The sequence below is a fragment of the Lentzea sokolovensis genome (genome assembly GCF_033949975.1).
Classification (GTDB): Bacteria; Actinomycetota; Actinomycetes; order Mycobacteriales; family Pseudonocardiaceae; genus Lentzea; species Lentzea sokolovensis.
In genome coordinates this window covers 240048-256265 of record NZ_JAXAVU010000004.1, presented here as the reverse complement: position 1 = coordinate 256265, position 16218 = coordinate 240048, and the positions used below count along the sequence as shown (strand labels likewise).

The following is a 16218-nucleotide window of genomic DNA, read 5'->3' as shown; positions in this document are numbered from 1 at the left end:
AGGACTCAATGGTGAGCTCGCCCGCGCGTTGCCGCGCGCCTTTTCGGCTGTGGACCGGAGTGACCGGATGACGGCCGCGGCACTGTTGTCGGTCCAGGGTCTGGTGAAGCGCTTTCCCGGCGTGATGGCCCTGCAGGGGGTGGACTTCGACGTCCGCGCGGGTGAGGTGCACTGCCTGCTCGGGCAGAACGGCGCCGGCAAGTCGACGCTGATCAAGGTGCTGTCCGGCGCGCACCGTCCCGACGAGGGCGAGATCCGCTGGCGGGGCGAGGTCGTGTCGTTCGGCAACCCGACCGCCGCGATGCGCAGCGGGGTGGCCGCCATCTACCAGGAGCTCGACCTCGTGAGCGGCCTGTCGGTGGCCGACAACGTGTTCCTCGGCCACGAACTGTCCACCGCGGGCTTCACGCGGCGGGCGGACGCACGGCGCCGGACCCGCGCGCTGCTCGCCCGGCTGGGGCACCCGGAGATCTCGCCCGACCGCGACGTCGGCCGCTTGTCCGTGGCGCACCAGCAGGTCGTGAGCATGGCGCGGGCGCTGTCGCTGGACGGGCAGCTGCTGATCATGGACGAGCCGTCGGCCGTGCTGGACCCGGACGAGGTGCGGGTCCTGTTCGGGGTCATCAGGGAGCTCACCGCGCAGGGCGTGGCCGTCGTCTACATCTCGCACCGCCTGGCGGAGATCAGGGAGATCGGCGACCGGGTCACCGTGCTCAAGGACGGCCGCACCGTCGCCACCGGTCTGCCCGCACGCGAGGTGAAGACCTCCGAGCTGATCGGGCTGATGACCGGGCGCGTGCTGGACAACGTGTTCCCGCAACGGAAACCCGTCGACCCGGCCGCACCGGAAGTGCTGAAGGTGAGCGGGCTGGCCGACAAGAGCCGCTTCCGCGACGTCGACCTCACGGTCCGCGCGGGGGAGGTGGTCGGGCTCGCGGGGCTCGTCGGGTCGGGCCGCTCGGAGATCCTGGAGACGATCTACGGGGCGCGCAAGGCGGCCGAAGGCACCGTCGAGGTCGACGGAAAACGGCTGCGGAGGGGGAGTGTCGGCGTGGCCGTGCGCGCGGGCATGGGGTTGTGTCCCGAGGAGCGCAAGAGCCAGGGATTGCTGCTGGACCAGGCCGTGTACCGCAACATCACCGTCTCGTCGATGTCGTCGTTCGCCCGCTTCGGGTTCCTGGACGACCGGGCTGAACGCGTCCGCTCGGCCCAGCTCACCGAGACGCTGGACGTCCGGCCGGCCGGCGTCGACCGCGTGGTGCGCGGACTGTCCGGTGGCAACCAGCAGAAGGTCGTGCTCGCGCGGTGGCTGCTGCGGGAGTGCCGGGTGCTGCTGCTGGACGAACCCACCCGCGGCGTGGACGTGGGCGCGCGCAGCGAGATCTACGAGCTCATCCGCGCGCTGGCGGACTCCGGCGTGGCCGTCGTCGTCGTGTCCAGCGACGTCGAGGAGGTCCTGGGCCTGGCCGACCGGGTCCTGGTGGTGCGCGAGGGCCGGGTGGTCCACGACGGCCCCGCCGACGAGATCGACGAGTCCCGGGTCCTCGACCTGGTCATGGAAGGACACGCAGCATGAGCGAGGACACCGCCGCAGTGGCCGCGCCCCAGCACACCCCGGTCGCCAAGGAGTCGAGCGTCTCGGCGCTGCTCGCCTCCCCGGCCGGACGCAACACCGGTCTCGTGGTCGCACTGGTCCTGCTGTGCCTGGGCGGGGTGATCACCGCGGGCGACCGGTTCGCCGACGTCGACAACGTGCTGACCATCCTGCGGCTCGCCGCGGTGATCGGTGTCGTGAGCATCGGCATGACGTTCGTGATCACCGGCGGCGGGATCGACCTGTCCGTCGGCGCGATCGTCGCGCTGTCCTCGGTGTGGGCGACGACCCTTGCCACCCAAGGCATCGCCAACGACACGCACTGGATCGTCATCGTGTTCACCGCGCTGCTGGTGGGCGGGGCGTGCGGGCTGGTCAACGGCATGCTCATCGCCTACGGCAGGGTCGTGGCGTTCATCGCGACCCTGGCGAGCCTGGCCGCCGCCCGCGGTCTCGCCGAGATCATCTCCAACCGCAAGACGCAGATCGTGAACGTGCCGGGCTTCGCCGCGTTCTTCGACGCATCGGTGCTGGGGGTACCGGTGCTCGTGGTGATCTTCGCGGTGGTCGCGGTGGCCGGATGGGTGCTGCTCAACCGCACCACGTTCGGCCGCCGCACGTTCGCGGTGGGCGGCAACCCGGAGGCGGCCCGGCTGGCGGGCATCGACGTGCGGCGGCACACCGTCCTGCTCTACGCGCTGCTCGGTCTGTGCTGCGGGCTGGCCGCCGCCATGCTCATCGCCCGCACCACGACCGGCAGTGCGACCCACGGCGGCCTGTACGAACTCGACGCGATCGCCGCGGTCGTGATCGGCGGCACGCTGCTGTCCGGCGGTCGCGGCACGATCGCGGGCACCGTCTTCGGCGTCCTGATCTTCACCACGCTGTCGAACGTGTTCACCCTCAACAACCTCTCCATCTCCGCCCAGGCCGTCGCGAAGGGCGCGATCATCGTGGTCGCCGTCCTCCTCCAGCAGCGGCTGGCCCGACGCAGCGGCGCTTGACGCGCCGCATCCACGACCGCCGCCACCCGAGGAGACCAGAAACCCATGCAGTTCAAGAGAATCACTCTTCTCGCCGCCGCCTCAGCACTCGCGCTCACCGCCTGCACGGGCAACACGCCCGAGCCCCAGGGCGGCGGGAACCAGAGCGGCGGTGTGAAGGTCGCCAACGACGAGCCGGGCAACAAGGTCGTCATCGGCTTCTCCGCGCCGGCCGCCGACCACGGCTGGATGGCCGCGATCACCAACGCCGCCAAGGCCGAGGCGACCAAGTACTCCGACGTGGAGCTGCGCGTCGTCGAGGGCACCAACGACGTCAACCTCCAGATCAGCCAGGTCGAGACGTTCATCAACGACAAGGTGAACGCGATCGTCCTGCTGCCGTTCGACGGCGCCGCGCTGACCCCGGTCGCGTTGAAGGCCATGAAGGCCGGCATCACCGTGATCAACGTGGACCGGCAGTTCGACAGCCCGTTCGCCGCGCGGTCCACGGTGCTGGGTGACAACTACGGCATGGGCGTGTCCGCGGGCACGTACGTCTGCGAACGCTTGAAGGGCAAGGCGGACGCCGTCGTCGCGGAGATCGCCGGCATCGACTCGCTGCCGCTGACCCAGGACCGCAGCAAGGGCTTCGCGGAGGCGCTCGCGGGGTGCGGGCTGAAGGTGAACAACCGCGTGGCGGCCGAGTTCACCGTGGAGAGCGGTGAGAGGGCCGCCGCGAACCTGTTGCAGGCCGCGCCGAAGCTCGACGCCATCTGGAACCACGACGACGACCAGGGCGTCGGCGTCGCGGCCGCGATCAAGAACTCCGGCCGCGGTGAGTTCTTCATGGTCGGCGGCGCGGGATCGGCCAACGTGATGCGGGAGATCAAGGCGGACAACGGCCCGCACAAGGCGACCGTCATCTACCCGTCCACCCAGGGCGCCGACGGCATCCGGCTGGCGCGGCTCGCGGTGCAGAACAAGAGCCTCGGCGACCTGGTCGAGGTGGAGGTGCCCCGGCAGGTCCAGCTGTACGCCCCGGTCGTCACCAAGGACAACGTCGACCGCTACCTGCCGACCGCCTTCGAGTCCTGAGAACACGAGAGGACCGCACGGTGACTGAACTTGGCATCGCGATGATCGGCCACGCCTTCATGGGAGCCGCGCACTCCCAGGCGTGGCGGGTCGCGCCGCACTTCTTCGACCTGCCGGTGCGGCCGGTGATGTCCGTGCTGGCCGGGCGGAACGCCGACCGCACCAGGGCCGCGGCCGAGCGCCTGGGCTGGGCGGAGGCGACGAGCGACTGGAAGTCCGTGCTGGAGCGCGACGACGTGCACGTGGTGGACATCTGCACACCGGGGGACACGCACGCGGAGATCGCGGTCGCCGCCCTGGACGCGGGCAAGCACGTGCTGTGCGAGAAGCCGATGGCCAACACCGTCGCCGAAGCCGTCGCCATGGCGGAGGCAGCCGAACGCGCCGCGCGGCGAGGGGTCCGCGCGATGGTCGGGTTCAGCTACCGGCGAGTGCCTGCCCTGGGCCTGGCCCGTGATCTGGTCGCCCAGGGCAGGCTGGGACGCATCCACCACGTGCGGGCCCAGTACCTGCAGGACTGGATCGTCGATCCCGCCGCGCCGCTGTCCTGGCGGCTCGACAAGGAGAAGGCCGGTTCGGGTGCGCTGGGCGACATCGGCGCGCACATCGTCGACGCCACCCAGTTCATCCTCGGCGACACCATCAGCGAGGTGATGGGGACGCTGGTGACGTTCGTGCCGGAGCGTCCGCTCGCCTCCGCCCACTCCGGTCTGTCCGGTACCGCCGCGACCGGACAGACCGGGCCCGTCACGGTGGACGACGCCGCGCTGTTCCTGGCGCGCTTCGGCAGTGGCGCGCTCGGCTCGTTCGAGGCCACGAGGTTCGCCAACGGCCGCAAGAACGCGCTGCGCATCGAGATCAACGGCTCGGCGGGCAGCCTGGCCTTCGACTTCGAGGACATGAACGTGCTGCAGTTCTTCGACGGCACCGAGGACGCCGCCGTCGCGGGGTTCCGCCGGATCATGGTCACCGAGCCGCAACACCCGTACGTGGCCGCCTGGTGGCCCGCCGGGCACGGCCTGGGCTACGAGCACGCGTTCACCCACCAGGCCGTCGACTTCGTGCGGGCGGTGGCGGAGGGAACCGATCCCGCGCCGTCGTTCGCCGACGGGCTGCAGGTGCAGCGCGTCCTCGCCGCCGTCGAGGACAGCGCGGCGTCCGGTTCGTGGCAACAGGTCTGAGGGAGGATTCCGGAGATGGCACGTCCGATCACGTTGTTCACCGGTCAGTGGGCCGACCTGCCGTTCGAGGAGGTCTGCCGGCTGGCCTCCGGCTGGGGCTACGACGGCCTGGAGATCGCCTGCTGGGGCGACCACCTCGACCCGTGGCGGGCCGCGGAGGACGACGACTACGTCGCGGACCGGCTCGCGATCCTCGCCAAGCACGACCTCAAGGTGTGGGCGATCTCCAACCACCTCACCGGTCAGGCCGTCTGCGACGACCCGATCGACGAGCGGCACCAGGGCATCCTGTCCGCCCGCAACTGGGGTGACGGGGACCCCGAGGGGGTGCGACAGCGGGCGGCGGAGGAGATGAAGATGACCGCGCGGGCCGCGGCCAGGCTCGGCGTCGACACCGTCGTGGGGTTCACCGGCTCGTCGATCTGGAAGACCGTCGCGATGTTCCCGCCGGCGCCCGCGTCGATGATCGACGCCGGCTACCAGGACTTCGCGGACCGCTGGAACCCGATCCTGGACGTGTTCGACGAGGTCGGCGTCCGGTTCGCGCACGAGGTCCACCCGTCCGAGATCGCCTACGACTACTGGACGTGCGTCCGCGCGCTGGAGGCGATCGGGCACCGGCCCGCGTTCGGCCTGAACTGGGACCCGTCGCACTTCGTCTGGCAGGACCTCGACCCGGTCGGGTTCCTGTGGGACTTCCGCGACCGGATCTACCACGTCGACTGCAAGGACGCCCGGCGTCAGGTCGGCAACGGCCGCAACGGCCGGATGGGCTCGCACCTGGCGTGGGGGGACCCGCGACGTGGCTGGGACTTCGTCTCCACCGGACGCGGTGACGTGCCGTGGGAGCAGTCGTTCCGGATGCTCAACACCATCGGGTACTCCGGCCCGATCAGCGTCGAGTGGGAGGACGCGGGGATGGACCGGCTGGTCGGCGCACCCGAGGCGCTGGAGTTCATCCGCCGCAACGCCTTCGACCCGCCGTCGGCCTCGTTCGACGCCGCGTTCAGCTCGGGCGGCTGACGGTGGCGCTCTGTCTTTTGTAGCCGATGTGACAATTGTTCGATGGAGAGCACCTTGGGTGTAGAGGCGGGTTCGCCGGCCGCTGTGCTGCGCATGCTGATGGACGGCAGCCCGCGCACCCGAGCGGAGATCGTGGCCGCGACCGGCCTCGCCCGGTCCACGGTGCGCGCCAGGCTGGACCTGCTCGTGGCGGCCGGTCTGGTGAGCGACAGCGGCACGGGGGAGTCCACCGGCGGCCGTCCGGCGGGCCGGTTCGGGTTCAACCCCGGCGCCTGCCACGTGCTCGCGGCCGAGGTGGGCGCCACCCACGCCACCGTCGCCGTCTCCGACCTGGCGTGCCGGTTGCTCGCCGTCGAACAGGTGGACCTCGACGTGGCGGACGGCCCGGAGGCGATCCTGCCGCTCCTCGTCACGACCTGGCGTTCGATGCTGAAGACCGTGGACGACGCGCAGATCGCCGGCGTGGGCATCGGCCTGCCGGGGCCGGTCGAGCACTCCACCGGCCGCCCGAACAACCCGCCGATCATGCCGGGCTGGGACGGGTTCGACGTGCCGGCGGCGATCGCGGCGGAGTTCGGCGTGCCGGTGCTGGTCGACAACGAGGTCAACCTGATGGCGCTGGGCGAGCACACCGCCTCGCACCCGGACGTGCGGCACATGATCGTGGTGAAGGCGGCGACCGGCATCGGCGCAGGGTTGATCAGCAACGGCGTGCTGCACCGCGGCGCGGCGGGCGCGGCAGGGGACCTCGGGCACATCCGCGTGCCCCAGGGCGGTGAGGCGTTGTGCCGGTGCGGCAACACGGACTGCCTCGAAGCCGTGGCCGCCGGTCCCGCGCTCGCGGTGAAGCTTCGCGAGCTGGGGCATCCCGCGCACTCGACGGCCGACGTGGTGAACCTGGTCCGCTCCGGCAACCTCGAGGCGGGCCGGGTCGTGCGGCAGGCGGGCAGGGACATCGGGGAGGTGCTCGCCGGGTGCGTGAGCATGTTCAACCCGTCGCTCGTCGTCATCGGCGGCCTGCTGGCGGAGGCGGGCGAGATGCTGCTGGCCGGCGTGCGCGAGTCGATCTACCGGCGTTCGCTGCCGCTGGCCACGGAGAACCTGCGGATCGTCGCGTCGGGTGCCGGTGTCACCGCCGGAGCGCTGGGCGCGGCGGCGATGGTGGTGCGGCACGTGCTGTCGCCCGAGGTGCTGGACGCGCGCCTGGACGAGGTCTCCGCCGGTGAGGTGCAACTGGCGGAGTAATGGCGGCGTTCAGCCTGAAGATAGGTGCGATTTGACAGCAAAGCGCCGACTTTTGATTGACAGCCGCCAATAGTCCGGCCTACCGTCGCCTCATGACGGTGACCCACGTAACACCGGGGGTGGTCGCACACCCCATTGGGCGGACGCGCGCGCTCGTGGGGTCCGTGGGCAAAGAACCCACGACGGCGACCCAGCACCTGTTGCGGCTCATGCGGACCGGCGCGACCGACCGGGCGATCGCCCGCGAACTGGACGTCAGCCTCCGCACGCTGAACCGGCGCATCGCGCGCCTGCAGTCGTTGCTGGGCGTGCAGTCGCGGTTCCAGCTCGGCGTGCTCGCCGCCGAACTCGAGTGGCTCGCGGTGCCCCTGCCGGAGCAGGCCTCAGGGGAGTGAGCGACGGCTCCCGTTCGGAAGCCGTCGCTCTGATTCACGCCACTAGATGCCGCAGCTCGGTGCGGACCAGAAGCGGCTCGACTTGTGGGCGACGTGCACGTGGTCGTTGTGGCCGGTGTAGCCCGGGCCGAGGATCTCGTTGAAGCCGTGGTTGCGGGCCTGCTTCGCCAGTGCGCAGAAGCCCTGCGCCCCTGCGCCCAGGTCGACGGCGTCGCCGTAGAGGTGCCGGCTTCCTGCCGCGCCGCCGACGGCGTTGTTGCACGAGACGCTGCGGAAGCCGCCGTTGACGTCGATCGGCCGATCTCCCATGGCGTGCCGCATCGCCTGCAGCTTCCACATGGACACCAACGCGTTGGCGCGCGCGGTCGCCGCCGAGACGTTGCCGCCCGACCAGTCGGAGTTGCAGTTGTTCAGCTCGTCGTAGGTGAAGTTGACCGGCGTGCAGTCGTTGTCCTGCAACGCGTAGATCTTCGAGAACGTCGCGGACCCGGCGATGCCGTCGGCGCCGAGGCCGTAGGCCTGCTGGAACCGGGTCACGGCAGCCTTCGTGCCGGCCCCGAACTGCCCGTCGATGGCGAGCACGGCGCCGTAGCCGGGATAGCCGGCCACGCGGATCTGCAACTGCCGGACGTCCTCGCCCGACGCTCCCTGCTGCAGGGTGCGTCCCCAGGTGTAGCAGGCGTCGGCGGCCTGCACGGGATCCGCCTCCGCCGCCGCGGCAGGGGTGACGACGACAGCGGAGAGCAGGGCGAGGACCGGTAAGACGAAACGGAGTTTCATGACAAGCGGCACCTTTCGATCACAGGGAAGGTGCAGAGTGTCGAGTCCGCGCCGGGTCTGTCAATGAGCAACCAAATGAACTTCGAGTGTGGCGAGGAGAAACCACCCGAACAGCCGCCACGCTCATGCCCATGACATCTGTCATGGCGAGGTCGTGACGCTTGAGCCCCTCGCCGTCCTGCTCCGGCGCCGAGCATCGCAGGCGACGAGGTCGTGGCCGCCGCCCGCCGCACCACGCCCGACGTCGCGTTGCTCGACGTGCAGATGCCGGGCCAGGACGGTCTCAGCGCCGCCGCGGACCTGCGCCGGGCCCTGCCGAGCTGCCGGGTGATCGTCTGCACGACGTTCGGCCGCCCCGGCTACCTCGCGCGGGCGATGGCGGCGGGCGCGGCGGGGTTCGTGGTCAAGGACGCCTCCCCGGAGCAGCTGGTCGACGCGGTCCGCCGGGTGCACGCGGGACTGCGCGTCGTGGACCCCGCCCTCGCGGCCGAGTCGCTGGCCACGGGACACAGCCCGCTGACCGACCGGGAACGCGACGTGCTCGCCGTTGCGCGGGACGGTGGCACAGTGGCGGACCTGGCGAGGGCGCTGCACCTGTCCGAAGGCACCGTGCGCAACCACCTGAGCGCGGCGATCGGCAAGACCGGGGCCCGCACGCGGGCGGAAGCCGTGAAGGTGGCGGAGGACAGCGGCTGGCTTTAGGGCCTGTGCCCGTCGAGGAACCGCTGCACCACGGCCTCGGGATCGGCGGGTGCCTGGGTGGCGCGCTGGTCCACCCGCCGGGCGATGGCCCGCATCATCACCGGCCCCACCAGTGCGAAGAACGTGTGCCGTGGCGGCTCGACGACGAGAGCGCCGCGCCGTTGGTGGTGCAGGATGACCGCGTCCACCCGCTCCAGCAGCGTCTCCGGTTCGGCGAGCACCGCCGCCACCTCCGGGCTGAACTTCGCTTCCCTCATCAGGGTGAGCACCACGCCGCCGCGCGTTTCGTAGAGCCGCGAGTAGTAGCCCACGATCGTGAGCAGGTCGGCGGCCACGTCGTCGCCCGGTGCGTCGAGGTCGAGCGCGAACCCCGCGAAGTTGGCGCGGACGGCCTGGCGCAGCAGGTTCTGCTTGGAGGTGAACCGGCGGAACAGCGTCGCCTCGTTGATCCCGGCGGCGTCGGCGATCCCGCGGGTGGTCGCCCGTTCGTACCCCTGCTCGGCGATCACCGCCAAGGCCGCGGCGAACACCGTCTCGTCGGTGACCCTGCCAGCCACACACCCTCCTCAATCGATGCAAGTGGACACTTGCATCAGCGTGACCGGATGGCTACCTTGTTTGCAAGTGACCGCTTGCAATTCAGCCTACCGAAGGACACGGCACATGGCCGACACCAGCCTCCCCGCTCGCTCCTCAGTGCTCGCCCCCAGCGTCGGAGAGGTCGTCGTCGGCCTTCTCGGCGCCGCGGTGATCTCGGTCGTGGTCAACGCGCTGGTCGCCCTGGTCGCGGGCAAGTTCGTCCCCGCAGGCGCGGAACGCATCGGCCTGGCCTTCGCGGAGTACGCGCCCGCCACGGTGCTCGGCATCGCGCTGGGCACGCTCGGCTGGTACCTCGTGCGCCGCTTCGCCGGCAACCCGCGCCGCGTCCTGCGGGTCCTCGTTCCCGTCGTCGTCGTGCTCTCGTGGATCCCGGACCTGGGCATTCTCGCGGGCGGCGCCACCGTGGTGAACTCGCTCGCGCTGATCCTGATGCACACCGTCGTCGCTGCGGCCACCGTGCCCGTGCTGTCGCGGGTCATGCCGCTCAAGTGACGATCAGCCGGTGACCCGTTTGGCGCCGGCCCGGTGCAGCCAGCTGTCGAACAGGTCCCGGTAGTGCCCCGCGCGGGGTGAGCGGTCGTCGGCGCCGATCCGGTCGTAGAACTCGAACGGCCGGATGCGCCCGTTCTCCGTCCACTGCAGGTAGGACAGGAACACCGTGCCGTCGCCGAAGCGAAAGCCGTGCACGACGGGCACGCACGCGTAGGCCCGGAGTTCCACGCTGATCCGGTGCCGGGACAGGTAGTCGGCCTCCTCGGCGAGGAACGACCGGATGCGGTCCTGGCTGCGCCGCGCCTCACCGGCCCACTCGGCGGGGAACTCGCCGGAGCGCGCGATGAAGTCCGGATCCAGGCAGTGCAGCGTGACCTTCCAGCCGTGCGGCCGGGCCTGCGACGTGAGCCACGTCGCCAGCGCGGGCCAGGTGGTGTTCAACGTCAGCCCCAGCACCTCGACCTGCCGCGCCCGCCGCCCCGCCCCGGTCTGCGCCGTCGCCGCCAGCACGTCGGTGATGGAGTGCGTGACGTCCCGCTGTTCCCGCTCGGTCACGAGGGCCTTCAACGCCCGGACGTCCCTGCCGTGCTGGTAGATCGCGATCGTGACGATCTCCAGCATCACCGCGACCAGCGCGACGAGTCCCTGCAGGTCGAGCTTGCCGACGTAACGCTCCAGCACGATCCGGGTGGGCTCGATGGTGATCAGGATCAGGTAGACACCGGTCAGCAGCGCCAGCGAGGTGGTGACCACCTCCCACCCCCGCCGGACCCTGGCCGAGATCCCACCGCGGGCCCGTCGCTTCTTGATCGCCACCGCCGAACCCTCACCCACCCCCGCCGCCGGGCACAACGTCCGAACGGATGACCGCGTCCTCAGCGAACCGGCCGCCTCGCGCGTTTGTAGGCTGCTGTGCGCGGAACCCGCGGCGGTCGGCGCGCGTCGACACGGACGGACAAGACGCTCGGGACACGAGGACGATGACGGAAGAGACGTTCGGGCCGTACCGGATCGAGCAACTGCTCGGTCGCGGCGGTATGGGCGAGGTGCACCGCGCGTACGACACGGCGCACGACCGGTTCGTGGCGCTCAAAAGGCTGTCGCCCGGCTACCACGACGACGAGGACTACCGCGCCCGCTTCCGCCGCGAGGCGCGGATCGTCGCACGGCTGCGCGAACCGCACGTCATCCCCATCCACGCCTACGGCGAGATCGACGACCGCCTCTACCTGGACATGCGGCTGGTCGAGGGCGCCGACCTGTCGGACCTGATCCGCGAGCAGACCCTCGACCCGGCGCGGGCCGTGCGCATCGTCGACCAGGTGGCGAGCGCCCTCGACGCCGCCCACGCCGACGGCCTCGTGCACCGCGACGTGAAGCCGTCGAACATCCTCGTGACCTCCGGCGACTTCGTGTACCTGGTGGACTTCGGCATCGCCCGCAGCGTCTCGCCGTCCGCGACGGGCCTGACGGCGTCCGGCTCTGTCGTCGGCACCCTCGACTACATGGCACCGGAACGCTTCGAGAGCGGCCCGGTGGACGGCCGCGCCGACGTCTACGCCCTGGCCTGCGTCCTGTTCGCCTGCGTCGCGGGCCGCTGCCCGTTCACCGCGGGCAGCACCGCCGCCCAGATCTGGGCGCACATGAACGAGGCGCCGCCCAAGGCGTCCCCGCTGAACCCGGCGGTCCCGGCGGCGCTGGACGACGTCATCGCGAAGGGCATGGCCAAGAACCCGGCCGACCGATACGCGACGGCGGGCGAGTTCGCCCAGGCGGCGGCCCAGGCCCTGACAACGCCGCCACCCAGGGCCGTGCCCGTTCCCACGACGCCCGTCACGCCCGCTCGTGGCACGCAAGGGCCTACGGCCACGGCCGGCCCCGCCACCCCACCAGGCGGGCACGTCGCACCTGCGGCTGGTGGGCCGCCACCGGCGAGCCCTCCGCACGGCCTGCCACGGCCCGTCGCGACGGGTCCGCAGTTCTCCCGGCCGACGCCGCCTCCCTTCCAGCACACCGCGACCGGCCCCCAGCCCGTCGTCGCACAGCCGTACCCGCCGGCCCGCGCCCAGACCGGCGCCGTGTCACCGGCCAAGCGTGCCGCCCTCGCCGTCGGTGCGCTCGCGGTCGTGGTGGGGATCGTCGTGACGTCGCTGATCGTCGCGAACAAGGACAAGGTGCTCGGCACGGGCACGACGTCCAGCAGCACCCCGAGCAGCACTCCGTCCAGCACGCCCACCACCACCACCACCACCACGCCGACCAGGACGCGAACGCCTCAGGACAACGCGCTGCTGGACGCGTTGCCGGCGATCTACCGGACCGTCACCACAACGTGCGCGCCGATCACACCGGACACCGGCACGGTCGCCACCGTTCGCTGCGGCGCCGTGAAGTCCGACGACCCCTACGCCCCGCCACCCGCGGAGGCCGAGTTCCGGCTGTTCGCCGACCGCGCCAAGCAGGACGGGTTCTTCCAGGCGGTGGTGACGAGCCGGGGCATTCCGCGGATGGACGAGCGCGGCGGGTGCCGTCCCAAGTCGGACCCCATCCACTACGCGCTCTTCTACCGGGACACCTCCGGGCCGCTCGAGGGTGAGTTCACCACGTGCTTCCTCGCTGACGGCAACGCTCAGGTCTGGTGGGTCGACACCAGGAACCTCACCATCGGCACGCTGAAGAAGCCGGGCGACGTCGACACCCTCGACAAGCTCGACCTGTGGTGGAACCACAACGTCCTGTCGCAGTTCTAGGACGGATCATCTGGTCGTGGTCGGCGAACCCACCGGCGACTCGGGCACTCCGGTGGGCGTGGTGCGCGCGTCGCCGGTCGTCGTCGGGCTCGGCGTGTGCAGGGACGGGCCCGGCACCACCGGCGTGCTCGGAGGGCCGGGCAGGAACGCCAGTGCCAGAGCGGCGACCGCGGCCGTGGCGACGGCGCTGCCGATCACGGCGGCGGTGCGGCGACGGGACCGCACGGCCCGGCCGCGCCTGATCACACCGGCGGCCGAGTGGGAGTTCGGCGGTGCGACTTCTCTTCCCAGCGTGGAAAAGGTCGCTCGCAGGGTGTCCTCGTGCTCCATCACGCCTCCAGCCTCGACCGGTCGAACTCCGGTCCTAGCTTGCGCCGCAACGTCTCCAGGCCCTTGCTGCTCTGCGACTTCACGGTGCCGGTCGAGCAACCGAGTGCGGCGGCGACGTCCTCCACGCTCATGTCGTTCCAGTAGCGCAGCACCAGAACCGCGCGCTGACGTGCGGGCATGGACGACAGCGCCTCCCACACCACGAGCCCGTCCTCCGCGCCGGGGGAGACGACCAGGCTCTCGGGTGGCGCGTCGGTCAGCTTCTCCCTGCGCCAGCGCACGCGCCTGCGTTCGGCGATGAAGGTCCGGACGACGATCTGGTGCAGGTAGGCCTCGATCCCGTTCCGGTCCGCCAGATCCGGCTCCGCCAGGTAGAGCTTGAGGAACGCCGACTGCAGCACGTCCTCTGCCTCGTGCCAGTTGCCGCACATCAGAAACGCGGTGAAGCGCATCGAGTCGACGCACCGGTCGTAGAGGTGGGTGAACTCGTTCTCCCAGTCCGGCGCCATCACTGGCCCGGCGCGCGTGGCTGCGAGGACGATTCTGATGAAGGCGTGCTCCGCCATGTCATGTCGTCGGTCCGCACCACCGTCGGTCGTTGCTCGGGAGGCCGCTCCACGTCGACGAGCGTGAGCACGGGGACCAAGATTCCCGCGACAGCCAGTGCGAACACCACTGCCACGATCACCTGTCCACTGCGCACTGCGACTCTCCGCCGGGTCAGGGGCACTCGTCAGGTGCCCTCACCCCTACCCATGCGATCGGGCACCGTTTTGGTTGCCCTCGTGTCGCGGATCACGCGGGGAGCGTCTGCAGCAGCTTCTCCACTCGTTCCGCCTCGACGAGCCGGAGTTGTTCGCGCAGCAACCGGACCGTGTGCGTCCACGCCGCACGGGCGGCCTCGACGTCGCCGAGTTCGGCGTGCACCTCGCCCAGCGTCTCGGTGGCCGCCGCCTCGCGGCGCGCACTTCCGACCTGCCGGCCAGCACGCACTCCCTCTCGTGGAGCTGACGGGCATCGGTGAGACGCCCGGTCGAGCGTGCGATGACCGCGAGCTGGTGGGTCACCACGGCCTGGCTGTCCTTGTCGTCGTGGGCCTCGAACACCCTGAGCGCCGCCGTGCACGCCTCCAGGGCCTTGTCGTACTGGCCGGTGCGCGCGGTCTGCCAGCCGAACTGGGACAGGGACTGCGCCTCGAAGACCTCGTTGCCGAGTTCCCGGAAGAGTTCGTAGGACCGCTTCGCGTGCCTGATCGCCGAAGGGACGTCGTCCTGCAGGGAGGAGTTGATCGACATCGCGTTGTGGACGATCGCCTCCTGCATCACGTCACCCCGGTCGACGGCGCGCGCGAGCGACGCGTCGAGATGGCGTTGTGCCTCCTCGTGCAGGCCGATCTGGCTGCAGTGGTGGCCGAGCGCGAGGAACGGGCTCAGCTGCCGGGCCAGTTGCCAGACCTCCGCGTGCATCCCGTGGTCGGCCGCCGCCTGCACGGTCGCGCGCAGGCACACCCGCTCGGCGTGGAACCACGACCACGCTTCCTCAGCGGTCGCGGGCACGTGGGTGTGCGCGCCGGGCTTCACCGGTCCGAGCAGGCTCGGCCTCCGGTGGGGCCAGAACATCCCGGCGATCGACTCCGCGGTGTGCGCGTGCATCGTCACCAGCCGGGCCACCGAGGCCTCCCGCTCGCCGGGCGCGACGACGAGCTCGGCGGCGTGCAGGCGCACCAGGTCGTACATGCGGTAGCGGCCGGGCTGATGTTCCTGAAGCAGCGAGACCCGTTCCAGCGTCCGGAGAATCGTCTTCGCCTGCTGCGTCGTGAGATCGGCCAGACAGGCCGCCGACGCCACGCCGACGTCCGGTCCCGGTGCGGTGCCGAGCAGTGCGAACATCCGCGCCTGCTCGTCGGTGAGGGCACTGGTGGACCACGACAGGACAGTTCGCACGCTGGCGGAATCGTCGTCGTCGAGCTCGCCCAGCCGGGTGGCGGCGTCGGCGAGCTGAGCCGCGAACGAGGCGAGGGCGAAGGCCGGGCGGGCCCGTGCGCGCCCGGCGACGACGCTGAGGGCGAGCGGCAGCCCCGCGCAGTGCGCGACGAGGTCCTCGGTGGCGCCGGGTTCGGCCGCGACGCGGTCGGCGCCGACCCGTTCGCCGAGAAGCGCGCGAGCCTCGTCGTCCGGCAGCGCGTCGACGAGCACCGGCTCGGCCCCGTGCGTGGCGACCAGTGCGGTGAGGCGGTGCCGGCTGGTGACGATCGTCGTGCACCCACCGCCGGGCAGCAGTGGCGTGATCTGTGCGGCGTCGGCGGCGTTGTCGAGCACGACGAGCATCCGGCGATCGGCCGTGAGACTGCGGAACAACGAGGACTGCGCGTCGAGATGCGGCGGGAAGGCCTCCTGGTCCACCCCGAGCGCGTGCAGGAAGCTCTGCAACGCGGTGGTCGGCGCGGCCGGGCTCCCGGACGGGTCGAAGCCGCGCAGGTTCACGAACAGCTGACCGTCCGGGAAGCGGTCCGCGTTGCGGTGCGCCCACCGCACGGCGAGCGTGCTCTTCCCGATGCCACCGCCACCGGACAGCACGGCCGTTCCCGGCCGGCACAGCGCCACGTCCAGCGCGGCGAGCGCGGCCGAGCGCCCGGTGAACCAGCGCGGCGGAGCGGGCAGCTGGCGCGGGACCGGTGCGGGCGACGCGGTGACGCCGACCGCGGAGGCCATCAGCTCGTCGTGGCCGGCGGGGGACAGGCCGAGCGCGTCCGCGAGTTGTCTGACCGTGCCGAGCTGCGGGTTGCCGCGGCGGCCCGTCTCGAAGCCGCGGATCGTGCTGACGGACACGCCCGACCGCTCCGCCAGCGCTTCCTGGGTGAGCGCGGCGTGCGCGCGGAACCGGCGCAGGACCGAGGCGAAGTGATCAGCCACACGGACCTTCCTACCAGCAGACCGTCCTCTCGCCGCGGGAATCCCGAAGTTGACCGGGCCGGGCATCCGCCAGATCCCCCGGCGCGGGCGAGTGCCACCGCCCGCCGCCTTCGACCATCCACAGTGGACGGCCGTG

Annotated in this window: 15 protein-coding genes and 1 pseudogene; 10 read left to right on the top strand and 6 right to left on the bottom strand. The window is 71.2% G+C overall.

Annotated elements, in window-relative coordinates:
• Positions 1-67: 67 nt before the first annotated feature.
• The 7 genes from SK854_RS06660 to SK854_RS06630 all read left to right on the top strand — a co-directional run bounded on the left by SK854_RS06660 (position 68) and on the right by SK854_RS06630 (position 7516).
• Positions 68-1576, top strand: a complete 1509-nt coding sequence (locus SK854_RS06660; protein ID WP_319974102.1) for a sugar ABC transporter ATP-binding protein — start codon at positions 68-70, stop codon at positions 1574-1576.
• A complete protein-coding gene (locus SK854_RS06655) occupies positions 1573-2598 on the top strand; it encodes an ABC transporter permease (protein WP_319974101.1) in 1026 nt (341 codons plus the stop codon). The genes SK854_RS06660 and SK854_RS06655 overlap by 4 nt, the downstream gene beginning before the upstream one ends.
• Positions 2599-2643: 45 nt before the next feature.
• Positions 2644-3672 (top strand): substrate-binding domain-containing protein, encoded by a 1029-nt coding sequence (locus SK854_RS06650; RefSeq protein ID WP_319974100.1) that lies wholly within the window; start codon positions 2644-2646, stop codon positions 3670-3672.
• A 41-nt stretch (positions 3673-3713) separates the two neighbouring features.
• Entirely contained in the window at positions 3714-4853 is a 1140-nt protein-coding gene (locus tag SK854_RS06645; RefSeq protein ID WP_319974884.1) for a Gfo/Idh/MocA family protein, read from the top strand.
• 15 nt (positions 4854-4868) lie between these two features.
• Entirely contained in the window at positions 4869-5876 is a 1008-nt protein-coding gene (locus tag SK854_RS06640; protein WP_319974099.1) for a sugar phosphate isomerase/epimerase family protein, read from the top strand.
• Positions 5877-5918: 42 nt separating this feature from the next.
• The gene (locus SK854_RS06635; protein WP_319974098.1) at positions 5919-7121 is read left to right on the top strand and encodes an ROK family transcriptional regulator; all 1203 of its coding nucleotides are present in this window, start codon (positions 5919-5921) and stop codon (positions 7119-7121) included.
• A 92-nt stretch (positions 7122-7213) separates the two neighbouring features.
• A complete protein-coding gene (locus tag SK854_RS06630) occupies positions 7214-7516 on the top strand; it encodes a LuxR C-terminal-related transcriptional regulator (RefSeq protein WP_319974097.1) in 303 nt (100 codons plus the stop codon).
• A gap of 42 nt (positions 7517-7558) precedes the next feature.
• Here SK854_RS06630 and SK854_RS06625 read toward each other — a convergent pair whose 3' ends face one another.
• Positions 7559-8296, bottom strand: a complete 738-nt coding sequence (locus tag SK854_RS06625) for a D-Ala-D-Ala carboxypeptidase family metallohydrolase (RefSeq protein WP_319974096.1) — start codon at positions 8294-8296, stop codon at positions 7559-7561.
• Between the two features lie 198 nt (positions 8297-8494).
• Here SK854_RS06625 and SK854_RS06620 point away from each other — a divergent pair.
• Positions 8495-8998: pseudogene (locus tag SK854_RS06620) on the top strand (response regulator transcription factor); the annotation flags it as partial.
• Here the strand turns inward: SK854_RS06620 and SK854_RS06615 are convergent.
• The gene (locus SK854_RS06615) at positions 8995-9555 is read right to left on the bottom strand and encodes a TetR/AcrR family transcriptional regulator (protein ID WP_319974095.1); all 561 of its coding nucleotides are present in this window, start codon (positions 9553-9555) and stop codon (positions 8995-8997) included. The pseudogene SK854_RS06620 and the gene SK854_RS06615 sit on opposite strands and share 4 nt — an antisense overlap.
• Positions 9556-9661: 106 nt before the next feature.
• Here SK854_RS06615 and SK854_RS06610 point away from each other — a divergent pair, with 106 nt between their 5' ends.
• Complete coding sequence (locus SK854_RS06610; RefSeq protein ID WP_319974094.1) at positions 9662-10090, top strand: DUF6069 family protein; 429 nt, start codon at positions 9662-9664, stop codon at positions 10088-10090.
• A gap of 3 nt (positions 10091-10093) precedes the next feature.
• Here the strand turns inward: SK854_RS06610 and SK854_RS06605 are convergent, their stop codons facing one another.
• Positions 10094-10906 carry a hypothetical protein gene (locus SK854_RS06605; protein ID WP_319974093.1) on the bottom strand — a complete coding sequence of 271 codons (813 nt, stop codon included), beginning with the start codon at positions 10904-10906 and terminating at the stop codon, positions 10094-10096.
• A 164-nt stretch (positions 10907-11070) separates the two neighbouring features.
• On the opposite strand from SK854_RS06605, the gene SK854_RS06600 reads away from it, so the two are divergent.
• Positions 11071-12840 carry a serine/threonine-protein kinase gene (locus SK854_RS06600; RefSeq protein ID WP_319974092.1) on the top strand — a complete coding sequence of 590 codons (1770 nt, stop codon included), beginning with the start codon at positions 11071-11073 and terminating at the stop codon, positions 12838-12840.
• Between the two features lie 6 nt (positions 12841-12846).
• Here SK854_RS06600 and SK854_RS06595 read toward each other — a convergent pair whose 3' ends face one another.
• The 3 genes from SK854_RS06595 to SK854_RS06585 all read right to left on the bottom strand — a co-directional run bounded on the left by SK854_RS06595 (position 12847) and on the right by SK854_RS06585 (position 16082).
• Complete coding sequence (locus SK854_RS06595) at positions 12847-13170, bottom strand: hypothetical protein (RefSeq protein WP_319974091.1); 324 nt, start codon at positions 13168-13170, stop codon at positions 12847-12849.
• Positions 13170-13736 (bottom strand): SigE family RNA polymerase sigma factor, encoded by a 567-nt coding sequence (locus SK854_RS06590; RefSeq protein ID WP_319974090.1) that lies wholly within the window; start codon positions 13734-13736, stop codon positions 13170-13172. Before SK854_RS06590 ends, SK854_RS06595 begins: the two co-directional genes overlap by 1 nt.
• Before the next feature lie 183 nt (positions 13737-13919).
• Complete coding sequence (locus tag SK854_RS06585; RefSeq protein WP_319974089.1) at positions 13920-16082, bottom strand: ATP-binding protein; 2163 nt, start codon at positions 16080-16082, stop codon at positions 13920-13922.
• Positions 16083-16218: the final 136 nt, after the last annotated feature.

Excerpts from the sequence above, each read along its gene's own strand:
- SK854_RS06660 (WP_319974102.1), top strand. The coding sequence starts at position 68 with ATGACGGCCGCGGCACTGTTGTCGGTCCAGGGTCTGGTGAAGCGCTTT.
- SK854_RS06655 (WP_319974101.1), top strand. The coding sequence starts at position 1,573 with ATGAGCGAGGACACCGCCGCAGTGGCCGCGCCCCAGCACACCCCGGTC.
- SK854_RS06650 (WP_319974100.1), top strand. The coding sequence starts at position 2,644 with ATGCAGTTCAAGAGAATCACTCTTCTCGCCGCCGCCTCAGCACTCGCG.
- SK854_RS06645 (WP_319974884.1), top strand. The coding sequence starts at position 3,714 with ATGATCGGCCACGCCTTCATGGGAGCCGCGCACTCCCAGGCGTGGCGG.
- SK854_RS06640 (WP_319974099.1), top strand. The coding sequence starts at position 4,869 with ATGGCACGTCCGATCACGTTGTTCACCGGTCAGTGGGCCGACCTGCCG.
- SK854_RS06635 (WP_319974098.1), top strand. The coding sequence starts at position 5,919 with ATGGAGAGCACCTTGGGTGTAGAGGCGGGTTCGCCGGCCGCTGTGCTG.
- SK854_RS06630 (WP_319974097.1), top strand. The coding sequence starts at position 7,214 with ATGACGGTGACCCACGTAACACCGGGGGTGGTCGCACACCCCATTGGG.
- SK854_RS06625 (WP_319974096.1), bottom strand. The coding sequence starts at position 8,296 with ATGAAACTCCGTTTCGTCTTACCGGTCCTCGCCCTGCTCTCCGCTGTC.
- SK854_RS06610 (WP_319974094.1), top strand. The coding sequence starts at position 9,662 with ATGGCCGACACCAGCCTCCCCGCTCGCTCCTCAGTGCTCGCCCCCAGC.
- SK854_RS06600 (WP_319974092.1), top strand. The coding sequence starts at position 11,071 with ATGACGGAAGAGACGTTCGGGCCGTACCGGATCGAGCAACTGCTCGGT.
- SK854_RS06595 (WP_319974091.1), bottom strand. The coding sequence starts at position 13,170 with ATGGAGCACGAGGACACCCTGCGAGCGACCTTTTCCACGCTGGGAAGA.
- SK854_RS06590 (WP_319974090.1), bottom strand. The coding sequence starts at position 13,736 with ATGGCGGAGCACGCCTTCATCAGAATCGTCCTCGCAGCCACGCGCGCC.